Here is a 17,852-nt window from a genome sequence, read left to right on the forward strand (position 1 = left end):
GGCATGGGGACGTTGGCCGACCGGGAGGCCGCCAGGGAGGGAAATTGCGCGATCATGCTCGCAGAGACGGGCGGCGCCGCCGTGTCGTTCCCGTCTTGGCCGGTGCCGCGTCGCCTATCGGGGCTGTCCGAGGGTTTGCGGCATGTAGTAAAGTGCATCAGGCAGACCAAAATTCGGCCGAACCAGCGGCGATTTCAGGAGCAAGAGGTGAATTCAACTGCATTGGCGCAGCGGCCGTCCGACCGGCTGGGCCGTCCGGTCCCCAAGGGCCGCACCCCCACGCCGCAGGCCCGCGCCACGGTGGCCCGGCTGTGCGACGGGCTGGAGCCGCGGCGCGACCTGCTGATCGAGCACCTGCACCGGCTGCAGGACGCCTTGGGCGGCCTGTCGCGCGACGCTCTGGTCGCGCTGGCCGAGCGGCTGCGCCTGAGCCAGGCCGAGGTCTACGAGGTCGCGACGTTCTACCACCACTTCCGCGTTCTGGACGACGGCGCGGTGCCGCCGCGCGTGACGGTGCGCGTCTGCACCAGCCTGCCGTGCGCGCAGGCCGGCGGCGAGGGGCTGCTGGCGCGTGTGCGCGCTGCGCTGGCCGGCGACCCGGGCGTGGCGGTGGAGGCGGTGCCGTGCATTGGGCAGTGCCACGCGGCGCCGGCCGCCTGCGTCGGGCAGCGGCAGGTGGCCCCGGCGCCGGCCGAGGCGGTGATCGAGCTGGCGCGCGCTGGCGAGACCGCGCCGCGCCGCGCCCCGGCGCACGGCGCACCGCCGCAGCCGCACGACTACGCGCAGCTGGAGCGGCTGCTCCGCGGCGAGCTGCGCCCGATCGACGTGCTGCGGGAGCTGGAGGCCAGCGGCCTGCGCGGCCTGGGCGGCGCGGGCTTTCCGGCCTGGCGCAAGTGGGTCACGGTGGCCGGCCAGCCGGGGCCGCGCCACGGCGTCGTCAACGTGGACGAGGGCGAGGTCGGCACCTTCAAGGACTGGCACCTGCTGGCGCACGACCCGCGCCCGGCGCTGGAGGGTCTGCTGATCGCCGCCGCCGTGGTGGGCCTGCGCCACCTGTGGATCTATGTGCGTGACGAATACCCCGACGTGCGCGCCCTGCTGGCGCAGGAGCTGCGGGCCCTGCGCGAGCGGCTGGCCGTCTGGCAGCAGCGCCACCCGCACGCCTTCGGCGACCCGGACGCGCCCCGGGCGGACGGCACGCGCGCGCTGCTGCCGGCGGGCGGGCCGGCGATCGAGCTGCGCCGCGGCGCCGGCGCCTACGTCTGCGGCGAGGAGTCGGCGCTGATCGAGTCGATCGAGGGCAAGCGCGGCCTGCCGCGCCTGCGCCCGCCGATCGTCGCGCAGCGGGGCGTGTTCGGCCGCCCGACGCTGGCGCACAACGTCGAGACGCTGTGGTGGCTGCCGACGCTGCTGCGCGACGGCGGGGCGGCCTGGGCCGCCGGCGGCGTGCGCGGCCGGGCCGGCTGGCGGCGCTACAGCGTCAGCGGCCGCGTGCGCCGGCCCGGCTGCTACCTGCGCCCGGCCGGCACCACGCTGCGCGAGCTGATCGAGGCCGCCGGCGGCATGGCCGACGGCCACGAGCTGTACGCCTTCCTGCCGGGCGGCGCCTCCGGCGGCATCCTGCCGGCGGCGCTGGCCGACGAGCCGCTGGACTTCGACACGCTGGCCGCGCACGGCGCCTTCGTCGGCTCGATGGCGGTGGTGGTGCTGTCGCAGGCCGACCGCGCACGCGACGCCGCGGCGTCGCTGCTGCGCTTCTTCGCGCACGAATCCTGCGGCCAGTGCACGCCGTGCCGCGCCGGCACGGCGCAGGCGGTGGCGCTGCTGCAGGACGAGGTCTGGGGCCGCGAGCGCCTGGCGGACCTGTCGCAGGCGATGCGCGAGGCCTCCATCTGCGGGTTGGGGCAGGCCGCGCCCAACCCGTTCGACAGCGTGTTGCGCTACTTTCCGCATGAGGTGACGCGATGAACGCCCCCGCCGAGGCCGCCGCGATCGAGTTCACGCTGGACGGCCGCGCCGTGACCGCCCGGGCGAGCGAGACGCTGTGGGAGGTGGCGCGCCGCGTCGGCGTCGAGCTGCCGCACCTGTGCCACCGCCCCGGCCTGCCGCCGGCCGGCAACTGCCGCGCCTGCGTCGTCGAGGTGGCGGGCGAGCGCACGCTCGCCGCCTCGTGCTGCCGCGCGCCGCAGCCCGGCATGCAGGTGCGCACCGACAGCGAGCGCGCCGTGCGCGCCCGCCGCACGGTGCTGGAGCTGCTGCTGGCCGATGCGCCGGCCAGCGCCGGGCTCAAGCTGGACAGCGAGCTGGAGCACTGGGCGCGGCGCACCGGCGCGGCCGCCGGCCGCTGGCCGGCGCGCGGGGCGGCGCAGGCGCACGCCGCGCCCGACGCCACCCACCCGGCGTTCACGGTGCGGCTGGACGCCTGCATCCAGTGCACGCGCTGCGTGCGCGCCTGCCGCGACGTGCAGGGCAACGACGTGCTGGGCCTGGCCGGCCGCGGCGGGCAGGCGCGCATCGTCTTCGACCAGGGTGACCGCGTGGCCGACAGCACCTGCGTGGCCTGCGGCGAGTGCGTGCAGGCCTGCCCGACCGGTGCGCTGGCGCCGGCCAACGGCGCCTACGCGCGGCGTGCCGAGCGCGTGGTGCGCTCGGTGTGCCCGTTCTGCGGCGTCGGCTGCGCGGTGGACCTGCACGTGCGCGGCGGCCGCCTGGAGCGCGTCGACGGCGCGCCGGGGCCGGCCAACGATGGCCGGCTGTGCGTCAAGGGCCGCTTCGGCATGGACTACGTGCACCACCCGCAGCGCCTGACCACGCCGCTGATCCGCCGCCCCGACGCGCCGAAGGATCCATCCCTGCTGGCGCCGGGGCCGGACGGCCGCCCCGACCCCGCGGCGCTGTGGGCGCAGTTCCGCCCCGCGACGTGGGAGGAGGCGCTGGACGCCGCCGCCGCCGGGCTGGCGCGCGTGCGCGATGCGGCGCGCGCCCAGGGCCTGCGCGGCCGCGCGGTGCCGGTGGCGGGCTTCGGCTCGGCCAAGGGCAGCAACGAGGAAGCCTACCTGTTCCAGAAGCTGCTGCGCAGCGCGTTCGACACCCACAACGTCGACCACTGCACGCGGCTGTGCCACGCCTCCAGCGTCGCGGCGCTGATGGAGAGCATTGGCAGCGGCGCGGTCAGCAACCCGGTGCGCGACTGCGCGCACGCCGACCTGATTGTCCTGATCGGCGCCAACCCCGCGCAGAACCACCCGGTGGCGGCGAGCTGGATCAAGAACGCGGTGCGCCGCGGCGCGCGGCTGGTGCTGGCCGACCCGCGCCGCACCGAGCTGGCGCGCCACGCCTGGCGCACGCTCGCCTTCAAGCCCGGCACGGACGTGGCGCTGCTCAACGCGCTGCTGCACGTCATCGTCGACGAGGGGCTGGTCGATGAGGCCTTCGTCGCGCAGCGCGTGCACCCGGGCGACCTCGAGGCGCTGCGCGCGCACCTGCAGGCCTTCAGCCCGGAGGCGATGGCGCCGGTGTGCGGCATCGACGCCGCCACGCTGCGCGAGGTGGCGCGCGCCTACGCCACGGCGCCGGCGGCGATGATCTTCTGGGGCATGGGGGTGTCGCAGCACGCCCACGGCACCGACAACGCCCGCGCGCTGATCGCGCTGGCGCTGCTGACCGGCCAGATCGGCCGCCCCGGCACTGGGCTGCACCCGCTGCGCGGCCAGAACAACGTGCAGGGCGCCAGCGACGCCGGGCTGATCCCGATGGTGCTGCCGGACTACCGGCGCGTGGCCGATCCGCTGGCGCGCGCCGCCGCCGAGGCCGCCTGGGGCCTGCCGGCCGGCGCGCTGCCGGACGAGCCGGGCCTGACGGTGGTGGAGATCCTCGACGCCGCGCACGAGGGCCGCATCCGCGCGATGCTGATCCAGGGCGAAAACCCGGCGATGAGCGACCCGGACGTTGCGCACGCGCGCGCCGCGCTGGCGCGGCTGCAGCACCTGGTGGTGATCGACATCTTCCTGACCGAGACTGCGGCGCTGGCCGACGTGGTGCTGCCCGCCACCGCCTGGCCGGAGAAGACCGGCAGCGTCACCAACACCGACCGGCTGGTGCAGCTGGGCCGCCCGGCGCTGGCCCCGCCCGGGCAGGCGCGCGCCGACGCCTGGATCCTGGAGCAGCTGGCGCGCCGGCTGGGGCTGGACTGGGACTATGGCATCGACCCGCTGGGCGGCGCGCCCGAGCCCGACCGCGGCATCGGCCGCGTGTTCGACGAGATGGCCGGCCTGATGCCGGCGCTGGCCGGGCTGACGTGGGCGCGGCTGCTGCGCGTCGGCGCCATCACGCACCCGGTGGTCGGCCCGGATGACCCCGGCCGGCCGATCGTCTTCACCGAGGGCTTCCCGACCGCGGACGGGCGCGCGCGGCTGGTGCCGGCGCGGCTGACAGCACCCGCGGAGCCGCCCGACGCCGACTACCCCTACGTGCTGATCACCGGCCGCCAGCTCGAGCACTGGCACACCGGCGCGATGACGCGGCGCAGCGCCGTGCTGGACGCGCTGGAGCCGGCGCCGCACGTCAGCCTGCATCCCGCGCTGCTGGCGCGGCTGGGCCTGCGCGCCGGCCAGCCGGTGCGCCTGCGCACGCGGCGCGGCAGCGTCACGGTGGCCACGCGCGCCGACGAGGCGGTGCCGGACGGCGCGGCCTTTCTGCCGTTTGCCTACGCCGAGGCGGCGGCCAACCTGCTGACGATCGCGGCGCTGGACCCGGTGGCCAAGATCGCCGAGGTCAAGCACTGCGCGGTGGCGATCGAGCCGGTGGCGGCGGCCGCGACCGTTTGACCCACCGCAAGGAACCGGCGCGCCACCCGCGCCGACCCCAGTCATCCGGTTGCCGTGGCGCCGGGCTGGGCTAAGATGCCGTCACCCTATTGCAGGAGACCGACCGATGTTCAAGAAGATCCTCGTTCCCGTCGATGGCTCGGCGCTGGCGCACGCCGCCGGCGAACTGGCGGCCGATCTCGCCCGCCAGCACGGCGCCCAAGTGGTGGGCGTCTATGTGATCGACCCGTTCCCGTATATCGGCATTGGCGACGCGTCGGCCGTGGGGCTGCAGGCCTATCTGGCCGAGGCGCAGGCCGCGGCGGGCAAGGCGCTGGACGATCTGCGGCAGGTCTGCGCCGCGCGCGGCGTGCCGTTCTCCGGCGACACCATCGAGCGCAACGTCACCTACGAAGGCATTCTGGAGACCGCCGAGGCCGAGGCCTGCGACCTGATCGTCATGGGCTCGCACGGCCGCAAGGGCGTGCAGGCGCTCATCCTGGGCAGCGTCGCGCAGAAGGTGCTCACCCACGCCAAGGTGCCGGTGCTGATCGTCAAGCCCCAGGCCTGATGCCGCCGCCCCGCGCGGTGGGGGGGCCGCGCGGGGTTACGGCGGGGTGCCTAGAATGATCGGCTCCCATTGCCAGCCCCGCACCCCGCCATGTCCGCCCGCCTGCCCGAGACCAGCGATCCGACCCGCGACGACGAGGAGGGCGCGCCCCTGCAGGGCGTCATCCGCATCCGCGGCGCGCGCCAGCACAACCTCAAGCAGATCGATCTGGACATCCGCACGGGCGAGCTCACCGTCGTCACCGGCCCGAGCGGATCGGGCAAGTCCAGCCTGGTCTTCGACACCCTGTTCGCCGAGGGTCAGCGCCGCTACGTCGAAACCTTCTCGGCCTATGCGCGGCAGTTTCTGGACCGCATGGACAAGCCGGCGGTGGACCGCATCGACGGCGTGCCGCCCGCCATCGCCATCGACCAGACCAATCCGGTGCGCTCGTCGCGCTCCACGGTCGGGACGATGACCGAGCTGAACGACCACCTGAAGCTGCTGTTCGCCCGCGCCGGCCAGTTGTTCGACCGCGACACCGCCCTGCCGGTGCGCCACGACACGGTGGAGACCATCGCGGCCGATCTGCACGCGCGGGCCGCCGCCGCTGGCGATCCGCGCCTGGTCGTGACCTTCGCCGTCGAACTGCCCGCCAGCACCCGCGACGAGGAGGTGCAGCAGTGGCTGTCCGCCAGCGGCTACACCCGCGTGCAGGCCGAGCAGACCGTGGGCGAGCGCCGCCGGCTCGACGTGGTGGCGGACCGCTTTCGCATCGGCAGCGCCGATCCGGCACGCGTGGCCGAGGCCGTGGAGACCGCGCTCAAGCGCGGCGGCGGGCGCCTGACCGTGTATGCGCTGGCGGACGGGGCCGAGCCGGCCCTGTGGCGCTACTCCACCGGGCTGCACTGCCCGGAGAGCGACATCCGCTACGCCGACCCGCGGCCATCGCTGTTCTCGTTCAACTCGCCCGCCGGAGCCTGCGAGACCTGCCGCGGCTTCGGCCGCGTCATCGGGGTGGACTGGGGCCTGGTCATCCCGAACGACAAACTCACCCTGCGCGCGGGCGCCATCAAACCCATCCAGACCCCGGCCTACCAGGAATGCCAGGACGACCTGATGCGCCACGCCGAGGCGGCGGGCATTCCGCGCGATACGCCGTGGTACCAGCTCGCCCCGGAGCAGCAGCGCTGGGTGCTGGAGGGGTCGCCGCACTGGACCGGGGACTGGAAGCGCCAGTGGTACGGCATCCGCCGCTTCTTCGACTACCTGGAGAGCAAGGCCTACAAGATGCACATCCGGGTGCTGCTGTCCAAATACCGCAGCTACACCGAGTGCCCGGCGTGCGGCGGCGCGCGCCTCAAGACCGAGAGCCTGCTCTGGCGCATCGGGTCGCGCGCCGATGCGGATGCCGTGCTGCCGCCCGAGCGGCGCTTTCGCCCGCGCGGCGTGGCCTGGAGCGACGCGCAACTGCAGGCACTGCCCGGGCTGTGCCTGCACGACCTGATGGGGCTGCCGATCGAGCGCCTGCGCCGCTTCTTTCAGGGCCTGCAGGCCCGGCTGGACGAACTGCCGGCAGGCGAGCGCCAGGCCCAGGCGCTGTTGTACGACGAGATCACCGCCCGGCTGCGCTACCTGTGCGATGTGGGGCTGGGCTATCTGACGCTGGACCGCCAGAGCCGCACCCTCTCCGGCGGCGAGGTGCAGCGCATCAACCTGACCACGGCGCTGGGCACCTCGCTGGTCAACACCCTGTTCGTGCTGGACGAGCCCTCCATCGGCCTGCATCCGCGCGACATGGCCCGCATCAACCAGGCTATGGCCCGCTTGCGCGACGCCGGCAACACCCTGGTCGTGGTGGAGCACGACCCGGCCGTGATGCTGGCCGCCGACCGCATCCTCGACATGGGCCCCGGCCCCGGCGAGCGCGGCGGCCGCATCGTGTTCGATGGCACGCCGGCGCAACTGCGCGGCGCCGACACGCTCACCGGCCAGTACCTGTCGGGGCGGCGGCAAATCGGCTTTGGCGTCAAGCGCCGGGTCACCGAGTCCACCCCCCGCCTGATCCTGGAAGGCGCGCGCGAGCACAACCTGCGCGCGCTGGACGTGGCTTTTCCGCTGCAGCGGCTGGTGGTGGTGACCGGGGTCAGCGGCTCGGGCAAATCCACCCTGGTGCAGGACATTCTGGCGCCCGCGCTGCTGCGCCACTTCGGCCAGGCCACCGAATCCCCCGGGGCGCACGACCGGCTGCTCGGCGCCGATCACCTGGAGGGTGTGGTCTTCGTGGACCAGTCGCCCATCGGCAAGACGGCGCGCTCCAACCCGGTCAGCTATGTCGGCGCCTGGGACGCCATCCGCACCCTGTTCGCGCAGTCGCCACTGGCGCAGCAGCGCGGCTACACGGCAGCCAAGTTCAGCTTCAACAGCGGCGACGGGCGGTGCCCCACCTGCGGGGGCTCGGGCTTCGAGCACGTGGAGATGCAATTCCTCTCCGACGTGTATCTGCGCTGTCCGGACTGCCAGGGGCGGCGCTACCGCCCCGAGGTGCTGGAGGTGACCATCGAGCGCGCAGGCCGTTGGCTGAGCGTGGCAGACGTGCTGGAGCTGACCGTCACCGAGGCCGCGCACTGCTTTGCCAGCGACCGCGACGTGATGCGCGCGCTGCAGCCGCTGCTGGACGTGGGGCTGGAATACCTGCGGCTGGGCCAGCCGGTACCCACGCTGTCCGGCGGCGAGGCGCAGCGCCTCAAACTGGCCGGCCATCTGGCCGCCGCCGCGGCCGCCGAGCCGCGCCCGCGCCGCGCCCGCACGACGGCCGCCGCGCCCGCGCCGTCGCCCTGGGCGGGCAAGGCGCCGGCGCGGGCGCGCGGGACGCTGTTTTTGTTCGACGAACCCACCACGGGGCTGCACTTCGACGACATCGCCAAGCTGATGCGCGCGCTGCGCAAGCTGCTGGAGGCAGGCCATTCGCTGGTCGTGATCGAGCACAACCTGGACGTCATCCGCGCCGCCGACTGGGTGCTGGACCTGGGGCCGGAGGGCGGCGACGGCGGGGGCACGCTGGTGTTCGCCGGCCCGCCCGAGGAGTTGCGCCACCACCCCACGAGCCACACCGCCCAGGCGCTGCGCGAGTACGCCGAGGCCCTGGGCGAAGCGACCGCCGCCCGCGAGCCGCGCCCGGCACCGCCCGCGCCCGTGTCGCGACCCGCGTCCGCGCCGCCGGCCATCCGCATCGTGCACGCGCGCGAGCACAACTTGCGCGATCTGTCGGTGGACATCCCGCGCGGGCGCTTCACCGTCATCACCGGCGTCAGCGGGTCGGGCAAGTCCACCCTGGCGTTCGACATTCTGTTTAACGAGGGGCAGCGCCGGTACCTGGAAAGCCTCAACGCCTACGCGCGCAGCATCGTGCAGCCGGCCGGCCGGCCCGAGGTGGATGCCGTCTGGGGCATCCCCCCGACGGTGGCGATCGAGCAGCGCCTCTCGCGCGGCGGGCGCAAGTCCACCGTCGGCACGGTGACCGAGGTCTGGCACTACCTGCGCCTGCTCTACGTCAAGCTGGGGGTGCAGCACTGCGTGCACGACGGCGCTCCCGTCCAGCCGCAGACGCCGGACAGCATCCTGGCGCAGCTCATGCAGCGCCACCGGGGGCAGACGCTGGGCATCCTGGCGCCGCTGGTCATCCACCGCAAAGGGGTCTATACGGAGTGGGCCGAATGGGCCGCCCAGCGCGGCCACACCCACCTGCGGGTGGATGGCGAGTTTCTGCCCACGCAAGGGTTTCCGCGCCTGGACCGTTTCAAGGAGCACACGCTGGAGCTGCCCGTGGCCACCGTCCACGTCACGCCCGCGGCCGAGGGCGAGCTGCGCGCAGCGCTGGCGCAGGCCCTGCAGCATGGCAAGGGCGTGGTCCATGTGCTGGCGGGCATCGAGGGTTTGGCCGCGGCGCTGGAGGCCGGCGGCACCGGCCGCGGCCTGGGCACGGTGGCGGTGTATTCCACCCTGCGCGCCTGCCCGGTGTGCGCCACCAGCTATGCGGAGCTGGACCCGCGCCTGTTCTCGTACAACAGCAAGCACGGCTGGTGCCCCGACTGCGTGGGCACGGGCGTGCAGCTCACGCGCGAGCAGCGCCGGGCACTGGACGACAGCCAGCGCGACGACGACCGCCGCGGGCGCGAGCAGACCTTTGCCGAGCCCGATCTGGAAGACCTCGGCGACCAGCCCTGTGCGACTTGCGGCGGCACGCGGCTCCATCCGGTGGCGCGCGCCGTGCGCTTCCACGGCCGGCCCATCACCGACATCGCGCGTCTGAGCGTGGGCGAGGTGCTGGACTGGGTGCGCGCCCTGCAGCAACCCGGCGCGCTGACCGCGCGCGAGGCCGACATCGCCCGCGATCTGCTGCCCGAAATCGAGAGCCGCCTGCGTTTTCTGCTGCAGGTGGGGCTGGGCTATCTGACGCTGGACCGCGGCGCGCCCACCCTCTCGGGGGGCGAGGCGCAGCGCATCCGCCTGGCCGCGCAGCTGGGCTCCAACCTGCAGGGGGTGTGCTATGTGCTCGACGAGCCGACCATCGGCCTGCATCCGCGCGACAACCGCATCCTGCTCGACGCACTGCATGCGCTGCGGCGGCACGGCAACACCCTGGTGGTCGTGGAGCACGACGAGGACACCATCCGCCGCGCCGATCACCTGATCGACATTGGCCCCGGTGCGGGGCGGCTGGGCGGGCGGGTGGTGGCCCAGGGGCGCATCGAGGATGTGATGGCGGCCGCCGACTCCCAGACCGGGCGCTACTTGGCGCAGGCCATCCGCCACCCGCTGCAGGCGCGCCGCCCCGTGAGCGCGGACGCGCCCGCCCTGGTGGTGCGTGGCGCACGCCGGCACAACCTGCAGGGCATGGATGTCACCGTCCCGCTGCACCGGCTGGTCGCCGTCACCGGCGTCAGCGGCTCGGGCAAATCCACGCTGGCCCGCGACGTGCTGCTGACCAATCTGGCCGCCGCGCTGGCCCAATCCCGGTCACGTGGTGTGTCCAGCCCCGCGCGCGCCATCGTTTGGACCGGCTGCAGCGGTCTGGAAGGGGCCGAGGCCGTGGACCGCGTGCTGGAGGTGGACCAGACCCCCATCGGCAAGACCCCGCGCTCCTGCCCGGCCACCTACATCGGCTTCTGGGACACCATCCGCAAGCTCTATGCCGAGACGCTGGAGGCGAAAGCGCGCGGCTACGGGCCGGGGCGTTTCTCGTTCAACACCGGCGAGGGGCGCTGTCCGGTCTGCGAAGGGCAGGGCCTGCGCACCATCGAGATGAGCTTCCTGCCCGACGTCAAGGTGCCGTGCGAGGCCTGCCACGGGGCGCGCTTCAACCCCGAGACGCTGGCCGTCACCTGGCGCGGCAAGTCCATCGGCGACGTGCTGGCCCTGTCGGTGGACGAGGCGGTGGACTTCTTCGCTTCGATGCCGTCGATCGCCCACCCGCTGCAGCTGCTGCGCGACGTCGGCCTGGGCTACCTGACGCTGGGCCAGCCCAGCCCCACGCTGTCGGGCGGCGAGGCCCAGCGCATCAAACTGGTGACCGAGCTGACCAAGGTGCGCGACGACGTTGGCCGCCGCGGGCAGAAGGCGCCGCACACCCTGTACGTGCTGGACGAGCCCACCGTGGGCCTGCACATGGCGGATGTGGACAAGCTCATCCGCGTGCTGCACCGGCTGGTCGATGCGGGGCACAGCGTGGTCGTCATCGAGCACGACCTGGACCTGATCGCCGAGGCCGACTGGGTCTTGGATCTGGGGCCCGAGGGCGGCGCGGGCGGCGGTCGCCTGGTCGGCGCCGGCACCCCCGAGGATCTGGTGCGCCTGGGCACCCACACCGGTCAGGCCCTGGCCGCGGTGCTGTCGCGCGGCGCCTGAGCGCGCATCGCCCCATGAACGGCCCCGGGCGTGTGGTGTGGATCGAGCCGGACGCCCCGGCCAAGCCGGCCTGGGGGGCGCCGTGCAACGGTTGCGGCGTGTGCTGCCTGATCGAGCCGTGCCCGATCGGCCTACTGCTCAGCCGCCGCCGACGCGGCCCTTGTGTGGCCTTGCGCTGGGTGGGGGCCGAGCGCCGCTACCGCTGCGGGGCGGTCGCTGCGCCGGGGGAGGTGCTGGGCTGGGGGCAGGGGCCGTGGGGGCGTGGGCTGTCGGCCCTGGCGCGGCCGGTGTTGGCGCGCTGGATCGCCGCGGGCCGCGGGTGCGATTGCGACGCCCAAGTCGATCCCGGCCCCGGATCTTGACGCGCGTCAACTCCGGCGCGTGCCCGTTCTTGCATCATCCGCATATTTGAATGGACCGATGAAAGGACAGCCATGGACATGGCGGCGTGGATCGAGCGCTGGGGCGAGCCCGCCGTGCTGGCCATGGGCGGGTTGGTGCTGGGCTTGGGGTTTGGCTTCTTCGGCCAGCGCTCCAAGTTCTGCCTGCGCGCGGCGGTGATCGAGTTCTGGCACCGCCGCTTCGGTGACAAGCTGGCGGTGTGGCTGCTGGCGTTTTCCACCGCCGTGGTGGCGGTGCAGGGCATGATCCTGCTGGGCTGGCTGGACGTCTCCAGCGCGCGCCAGCTCGCCGCGCGCGGCAGCCTGTCGGGCGCGCTGGTCGGCGGGCTGCTGTTCGGCCTGGGCATGGTGATGACGCGCGGCTGCGCCAGCCGGCTGCTGGTGCTGTCGGCCAACGGCAACCTGCGCGCCCTGCTGTCGGGGCTGATCTTTGCGGTGACGGCGCAGGCCTCGCTGTCCGGGGCGCTGGCACCGTGGCGCGAGGCGATCAGCAGTTGGCGGGTGGTGGACGGTGGCCCCGCGCGCGATTTGTTGGCGCTGATCGGCGGCGGCCCCAAGGTCGGCCTGCTGTTCGGGCTGGTGTGGATGGCCGCGGCGCTGTGGTTTGCCGTGCGCAGCGGCTGGAGTTTCTGGAAGTGGGTCGGTGGCGCCGCCACCGGGCTGATGGTGGCGCTGGCCTGGTGGTTCAGCTACCAGGTGATGGCGCACTCGTTCGAGCCGGTGCAGATCCAGGGCATGACCTTCAGCGGTCCGTCGGCCGAGTGGCTGATGCGCGTGCTGGCCGAGTCGGACAAGCCGTGGACCTTTGGCCTGGGGCTGATGCCGGGGGTGTTCCTCGGCTCGCTGGCCGGCGCGCTGGTCGGGCGCGAGTGGAGGCTGGAGGGCTTCGGCGGCGCCTACACCATGCCGCGCTACATTGTCGGTGCGATGCTGATGGGTTTTGGCTCGATGCTGGCCGGTGGTTGCGCGGTCGGTGCCGGTATGACCGGCGGCGCCATCTTTGCGGTGACGGCCTGGCTGACGCTGGTGGGCATGTGGGTCGGCGGGGGCATCGCCGACCGGCTGATCGACCGGCCCCAACCCCGGGCCGAGCCGATGCCGACCGGTGGCGCAGCCGCCGACATGGCCCGTGCGCCCTGAGGCGTCCCGCTGCGTCCCGAACCGCCCGCCAAGCCGCGGCAACGGGTTCACAGCCGGTGGCCGGCCCGCGCCCGTGCCAGCAGCACCAGACACGCCACGGCCACCGCCAGCAGCAGCGCCGGAAAGCCCATGCGCGGGGCCCACTGCAGGGCGGCGCCGGCCAGCGACGGGGCCAGTACCCCGCCCAGCGTGTAGGCCATCACCAGCACGGCCGTGCTGTTGACCAACGTCACCCCGCGCTCGCGCGCCCCGATGTCGATCATGGCCAAGGTATAGAGGCACCCGCCGGCCCCGCCCCACAAAAAGGCCACCGGCCACGCCAGCCACGGCGTGCCAGCCACCCACGGGATGACCAGCGTGGCCAGCAGGGTGATCGCCGCGCATCCCCGCATCAGCTGCAGACGGGCCCCGCCCGCGCCGCCGCGGCGGCCACCCTGGCGGCCCAACCGGTCGGCCAGCGCCCCGGCCGGCAGCATCAACACCGAACTGCCCAGTCCGCTGGCCGACACCAGCAGGGCAGCCGCGGCGGCCCCCAAGCCCAGCGCCAATCCATACAGCGGCAGGATGGCGGTCAGGCCGCTTTCGAAAAAGCCGCCGCAAAAGCCCGCCGCCATGATGACGGGGTGGGCGCGCAGCGCCGTCCAGACGCCGCGCCAGCCGACGCGGGCCTCGTGCGCATCCGCCTCCGGCGGCAGCGGGGGTACGAAGAACGCCCACACCAACCCCGCCGCCAGCAGCGCCACCGACAGCCACAGGGCGGCCGCGCTGGACGGCCCGACGGCGGCCAGCAGCATCGGCCCGATCACGAAGGTGGCGCCCACCATTGTTTCGAACAGCCCGACGGCGCGTCCCCGCAGATGGGCCGGGGCGAATTCGGCGACCAGCGCCTCGGCGAGTACCCAGCGCAGGCCCGAGGCCATGCCCGCCAGCACCTTCAGGCCAAACCACAGCGCCAGCGCCGCCGAGCCCTCCAGCGGCAGGCCATAGCCGATGCCCGCGAGCACCGGCACGGCCCCCGACAGCCACAGCGCCGGGCGCCGCCCCAAGGCGCGCGTCAGCGCCGAGGCAAACGGCGTGACCAGCAGAATGCCCACCCAGGCGCTGGCGGCGAACACCCCGATCAGCGCCGTCGGGGCCCCCTGCTCGGTCAGGCGTAGGATCAGCCAGGGCGTGAGCATGAAGTAGCCCGCCAGCTCAAAGAAGGTCGAGCCAAAAATCACGAACAGCCCCCGACGGGAGGGGGCGGCAGCGGCAAGGGTCATGGTGAGCGATGACGGCCGGAAGGCCAGGGTTAGGGCAGGGCGCGGGCGCCGTGGGCTTGGCACACGGCCGCGCTTGTCTGTACAATTATGGGTTCGGCGGAACCACGCTGCCGAGTGTTTTGCCGGCCGCAAAAGCCGGTACATCCAGCAAAGAGGACTCCTATGTACGCGGTCATAAAAACCGGTGGCAAGCAGTATCGCGTCGCTGCCGGCGAAAAAATCAAAGTAGAACAGATCGCTGCGGACGTAGGCCAAGAGATCGTGATCGACCAGGTGTTGGCCGTCGGCAACGGCGCGGACATCCGGGTGGGCACCCCCTTGGTCAGCGGCGCAACGGTCACGGCCACGGTCGTGTCGCATGGTCGGGGTGAGAAGGTGCGCATCTTCAAGCTGCGCCGCCGCAAGCACTACCAAAAGCGCCAGGGCCATCGCCAAAACTTCACCGAGCTGCAGATCGGCTCGATCAACGTCTGACGAGGTGACACACCATGGCACAGAAAAAAGGCGGCGGCTCCACCCGTAACGGCCGCGACTCCAAGCCCAAGATGCTGGGTGTGAAGGTGTTCGGCGGCCAGGACGTCAGCGCCGGCGCGATCATCGTGCGTCAGCGCGGCACCCAGTTCCACCCCGGCATCGGCACCGGTATCGGCAAGGACCACACCATCTACGCCACCGTGGCGGGCAAGGTCGAGTTCGCCGTCAAGGGCGCGCTCAACCGCAAGGTGATCAACGTCATCCCGGCCTGACGCAGGCGTGGCGGGGGCATCGTCCCCCGGGGCCACGGCCGGCTGCAGGCCATCCCTGCACGGGCCCGCGCTGCGGGCCCTTGTCGTTTTGCGATCGGCGCAGGAGCCGTCATGAAGTTCGTCGATGAAGCCTATGTCGACGTCGCCGCAGGCGACGGGGGCAACGGCTGCGCCTCGTTCCGGCACGAGAAGTTCAAGGAATTCGGCGGGCCCGACGGCGGCGACGGCGGCCGGGGGGGGCACGTCTGGGCCTTGGCCGACGAGAACCTCAACACCCTGGTCGATTACCGCTACACGCGCCGCTTCGAAGCGCAGCGCGGCGAGCACGGCAAGGGCTCCGACATGTTCGGCGCCAAGGGCGAGGACATCGTGCTGCGCATGCCGGTCGGCACGGTCATCAGCGATGCCGAGACCGGTCAGGTGCTGTTCGAGCTGCTGCAGCCCGGACAAAAGGAACTGATCGCCAAGGGTGGCGACGGCGGTTTTGGCAACCTGCACTTCAAAAGCTCCACCAACCGCGCGCCGCGCCAAAAGACGCTGGGGCGCCCGGGCGAGCGCCGCAGCCTCAAGCTCGAACTCAAGGTGTTGGCTGACGTGGGGCTGCTTGGCATGCCCAACGCGGGCAAGTCCACGCTGATCGCGGCCGTCTCCAACGCGCGGCCCAAGATTGCCGACTATCCCTTCACCACGCTGCACCCCAACCTGGGCGTGGTGCGTGTCGGGCCGGAAAAGAGCTTCGTCATCGCCGACGTGCCGGGCCTGATCGAGGGCGCGGCCGAGGGGGCCGGTCTGGGCCACCAGTTCCTGCGCCACCTGCAGCGCACGCGGTTGCTGCTGCACATCGTGGACATGGCGCCCTTCGACGAGTCGGTCGATCCGGTCGCCCAGGCGCGCGCCATCGTCGCGGAGCTGAAAAAGTACGATCCCCAACTGGCGGCCAAGCCGCGCTGGCTGGTGCTCAACAAGCTGGACATGGTGCCGGCCGAGGAGCGCGAGCAGCGCGTGCGGGACTTCGTGCGCCGCCTGCGCTTCAAGGGCCCGGTGTTCGAGATCTCGGCCCTGACGCGCGCAGGCTGCGAGCGGCTGATGCAAAAGGTCTATGAGCATCTGGTGGCGCAGCGCGAGGCCGAGGCGCCCCCGGTGGAGGTGGACCCGCGCTTCGACGCGGCGCGGCAGGATGCCGACACCCCCGCCGCCGACGATCCGCGTTTTCGCGCCTGACCCCTTTCTTTCCCCCTTGCCCGACGACGATGACGACCGACCTGACCAGCGCCGATGTCCGCCCCGTGGACGGGGCCGCCCCCGCCAGCGCACTGGCCACCCCGAGCCGTGCGCCGGCCGAGGTGCTGCGCGGCGCGCGGCGCATCGTGGTCAAGGTCGGCTCCAGCCTCGTCACCAACGAAGGGCGGGGCCTGGACGAAGGCGCCATCGGCCAGTGGAGCCGTCAGCTCGCCGCCCTGGTGCGCGACGGCCGCGAGGTCATCATGGTCAGCAGCGGCGCCATCGCCGAGGGCATGAAGCGCCTGGGTTGGACCACCCGCCCCAAAGAGGTGCATGAGCTGCAGGCCGCCGCTGCCGTCGGTCAGATGGGCCTGGCCCAGATGTACGAGACCAAGCTGCGCGAGCAGGGCGTGGGCAGCGCCCAGGTGCTGCTCACGCACGCCGACCTGGCCGACCGCGAGCGCTACCTGAACGCCCGCTCGACCCTGTTGACGCTGCTGGCGCTGGGCGTCGTGCCCGTCATCAACGAAAACGACACCGTCGTCAACGACGAAATCAAGTTCGGCGACAACGACACCCTGGGCGCGCTGGTGGCCAATCTGGTCGAGGCGGATCTGCTGGTCATCCTGACCGACCAGCGCGGCCTGTACACGGCCGATCCGCGCAAGGACCCGGCGGCGGCATTCGTGCACGTCGCCCGCGCCGGTGATCCGCTGCTCGAAGCCATGGCTGGCGGCGCGGGCAGCCGCGTGGGCACCGGCGGCATGATCACCAAGATCCTGGCGGCCAAGCGCGCGGCCGGCTCCGGCGCATCCACCGTGATTGCGTGGGGACGCGAGCCGGACGTGCTGCTGCGCCTGATCGGCGGCGAGCCGATCGGCACCTGTCTGGTGGCCGATGCCCCCAAGCAGCAGGCCCGCAAGCGCTGGATGACCAGCCATTTGCAGTTGCGCGGCTCGGTCACGGTGGACGCTGGCGCCGTGGACAAGCTGGTCAAAGAGGGCAAGAGCCTGTTGCCCATCGGCATGACCGCGGTGGAAGGCGACTTTCACCGCGGCGATGTGATCGCGGTGCGTGCGCCCGACGGGCGCGAGATCGCCCGCGGGCTGGCCAACTACGCCGCGGCCGAGGCGCGGCTGATCTGCCGCCGCTCCTCCGCCGAATTCGACAAGCTGCTCGGCTATGCGGCCGAGCCCGAGATGATCCACCGCGACAACCTGGTGGTCACCCTGCGCTGATCCGGCGCCGGCGGTCGCCCCACGGGCGTGCCGTCAGCGCTCGGGCTTGCCGACGCGCAGGGCGCGCAGCATGTCGGCCGGCCGCCCGTTGGGGGTGGGGCCGTCGCAAAAGCCGTTGCGCGCCAGCGCCACCGCCGGGCGGGAGGCAAACTCCCCGCCCAGGTTGCGCCACTCGGCGCCGGGGTTGGGGCGCCATTCCCCGGGCGGGCCGGGGTTCCAGTGGGCGTAGGTCTTGACCTGGGCGGTGGTGCAGCGCAGCCCCTCGTACCAGGCGTTGAGCGCACCGCTGGCGCTTTGCGCCACGATCACATACCGGATCACCCCATCCGGGCCCAGCGTCACCGAGGCCGGGTCCACGCCAAAGCGCAACTGGCTGTTGACCGACACCACGAACGGCACCAAGCCGTCCTGCCGCAGCGGCGGGGGCGGCGGCGCATCGGCCTCTCGCCACTCGCGGTTGGGGTCGGTCAGCAGTTGTGCCTGGGCCCCGGCGGCCGCAACCCCTAGCAGCAGCGCAGCCAGCAGTAGCCGGCCGGCCGGGCGCGCCCGGTATCCGGTGGGGGCGAGGGCGGAGGAGGGGGG

At 73.0% G+C, this 17,852-nt stretch carries 12 protein-coding genes; 10 read left to right on the forward strand and 2 right to left on the reverse strand.

The genetic code is table 11. The features are described from left to right. The first annotated feature begins 207 nt into the window (after positions 1 to 207). The 6 genes from Tfont_RS06530 to Tfont_RS06555 all read left to right on the forward strand — a co-directional run bounded on the left by Tfont_RS06530 (position 208) and on the right by Tfont_RS06555 (position 12,803). Entirely contained in the window at positions 208 to 1,968 is a 1,761-nt protein-coding gene (locus Tfont_RS06530; protein ID WP_260682294.1) for an NADH-ubiquinone oxidoreductase-F iron-sulfur binding region domain-containing protein, read from the forward strand. Continuing rightward, positions 1,965 to 4,826 carry a molybdopterin-dependent oxidoreductase gene (locus tag Tfont_RS06535; protein ID WP_143968842.1) on the forward strand — a complete coding sequence of 954 codons (2,862 nt, stop codon included), beginning with the start codon at positions 1,965 to 1,967 and terminating at the stop codon, positions 4,824 to 4,826. The genes Tfont_RS06530 and Tfont_RS06535 overlap by 4 nt, the downstream gene beginning before the upstream one ends. A 106-nt stretch (positions 4,827 to 4,932) precedes the next feature. After that, a complete protein-coding gene (locus Tfont_RS06540; protein ID WP_068606899.1) occupies positions 4,933 to 5,376 on the forward strand; it encodes a universal stress protein in 444 nt (147 codons plus the stop codon). A 90-nt stretch (positions 5,377 to 5,466) separates the two neighbouring features. After that, positions 5,467 to 11,262: an excinuclease ABC subunit UvrA gene (uvrA, locus tag Tfont_RS06545; protein WP_143968843.1), complete on the forward strand. Its 5,796-nt coding sequence runs from the start codon at positions 5,467 to 5,469 to the stop codon at positions 11,260 to 11,262. A 14-nt stretch (positions 11,263 to 11,276) separates the two neighbouring features. Then, the gene (locus Tfont_RS06550; RefSeq protein WP_068606897.1) at positions 11,277 to 11,624 is read left to right on the forward strand and encodes a hypothetical protein; all 348 of its coding nucleotides are present in this window, start codon (positions 11,277 to 11,279) and stop codon (positions 11,622 to 11,624) included. A gap of 72 nt (positions 11,625 to 11,696) precedes the next feature. Beyond that, on the forward strand, positions 11,697 to 12,803 hold the full coding sequence (locus Tfont_RS06555; RefSeq protein ID WP_143968844.1) for a YeeE/YedE family protein: 1,107 nt from the start codon (positions 11,697 to 11,699) through the stop codon (positions 12,801 to 12,803). A gap of 47 nt (positions 12,804 to 12,850) precedes the next feature. On the opposite strand, the gene Tfont_RS06560 is transcribed toward Tfont_RS06555, so the two are convergent. Beyond that, a complete protein-coding gene (locus Tfont_RS06560; RefSeq protein WP_185974485.1) occupies positions 12,851 to 14,065 on the reverse strand; it encodes an MFS transporter in 1,215 nt (404 codons plus the stop codon). A gap of 162 nt (positions 14,066 to 14,227) precedes the next feature. Between Tfont_RS06560 and rplU the strand changes: the two genes are divergently transcribed. From rplU to proB, 4 genes are all read left to right on the forward strand, one after another. Further along, the gene (gene rplU, locus Tfont_RS06565; RefSeq protein ID WP_068606890.1) at positions 14,228 to 14,539 is read left to right on the forward strand and encodes a 50S ribosomal protein L21; all 312 of its coding nucleotides are present in this window, start codon (positions 14,228 to 14,230) and stop codon (positions 14,537 to 14,539) included. A gap of 14 nt (positions 14,540 to 14,553) precedes the next feature. Beyond that, positions 14,554 to 14,811, forward strand: a complete 258-nt coding sequence (gene rpmA, locus Tfont_RS06570) for a 50S ribosomal protein L27 (RefSeq protein WP_068606886.1) — start codon at positions 14,554 to 14,556, stop codon at positions 14,809 to 14,811. Positions 14,812 to 14,922: 111 nt separating this feature from the next. Next, positions 14,923 to 16,032, forward strand: a complete 1,110-nt coding sequence (gene cgtA, locus Tfont_RS06575) for an Obg family GTPase CgtA (RefSeq protein ID WP_068606884.1) — start codon at positions 14,923 to 14,925, stop codon at positions 16,030 to 16,032. A 29-nt stretch (positions 16,033 to 16,061) separates the two neighbouring features. Next, positions 16,062 to 17,270 carry a glutamate 5-kinase gene (gene proB, locus Tfont_RS06580; RefSeq protein WP_082955284.1) on the forward strand — a complete coding sequence of 403 codons (1,209 nt, stop codon included), beginning with the start codon at positions 16,062 to 16,064 and terminating at the stop codon, positions 17,268 to 17,270. Positions 17,271 to 17,303: 33 nt separating this feature from the next. Here proB and Tfont_RS06585 read toward each other — a convergent pair. Continuing rightward, positions 17,304 to 17,852: CNP1-like family protein (locus tag Tfont_RS06585; protein WP_143968846.1), on the reverse strand; the 549-nt coding region annotated here is incomplete at its 5' end.

The organism is Tepidimonas fonticaldi, from assembly GCF_007556755.1.
Taxonomy (GTDB): domain Bacteria; phylum Pseudomonadota; class Gammaproteobacteria; order Burkholderiales; family Burkholderiaceae_C; genus Tepidimonas; species Tepidimonas fonticaldi.

What these genes read in the sequence shown, in the direction of transcription:
- Tfont_RS06560 (WP_185974485.1), bottom strand. Translation starts at nt 14,065, where the DNA reads ATGACCCTTGCCGCTGCCGCCCCCTCCCGTCGGGGGCTGTTCGTGATT.
- Tfont_RS06540 (WP_068606899.1), top strand. Translation starts at nt 4,933, where the DNA reads ATGTTCAAGAAGATCCTCGTTCCCGTCGATGGCTCGGCGCTGGCGCAC.
- rpmA (WP_068606886.1), top strand. Translation starts at nt 14,554, where the DNA reads ATGGCACAGAAAAAAGGCGGCGGCTCCACCCGTAACGGCCGCGACTCC.
- Tfont_RS06535 (WP_143968842.1), top strand. Translation starts at nt 1,965, where the DNA reads ATGAACGCCCCCGCCGAGGCCGCCGCGATCGAGTTCACGCTGGACGGC.
- Tfont_RS06550 (WP_068606897.1), top strand. Translation starts at nt 11,277, where the DNA reads ATGAACGGCCCCGGGCGTGTGGTGTGGATCGAGCCGGACGCCCCGGCC.
- proB (WP_082955284.1), top strand. Translation starts at nt 16,062, where the DNA reads ATGACGACCGACCTGACCAGCGCCGATGTCCGCCCCGTGGACGGGGCC.
- rplU (WP_068606890.1), top strand. Translation starts at nt 14,228, where the DNA reads ATGTACGCGGTCATAAAAACCGGTGGCAAGCAGTATCGCGTCGCTGCC.
- cgtA (WP_068606884.1), top strand. Translation starts at nt 14,923, where the DNA reads ATGAAGTTCGTCGATGAAGCCTATGTCGACGTCGCCGCAGGCGACGGG.
- uvrA (WP_143968843.1), top strand. Translation starts at nt 5,467, where the DNA reads ATGTCCGCCCGCCTGCCCGAGACCAGCGATCCGACCCGCGACGACGAG.
- Tfont_RS06555 (WP_143968844.1), top strand. Translation starts at nt 11,697, where the DNA reads ATGGACATGGCGGCGTGGATCGAGCGCTGGGGCGAGCCCGCCGTGCTG.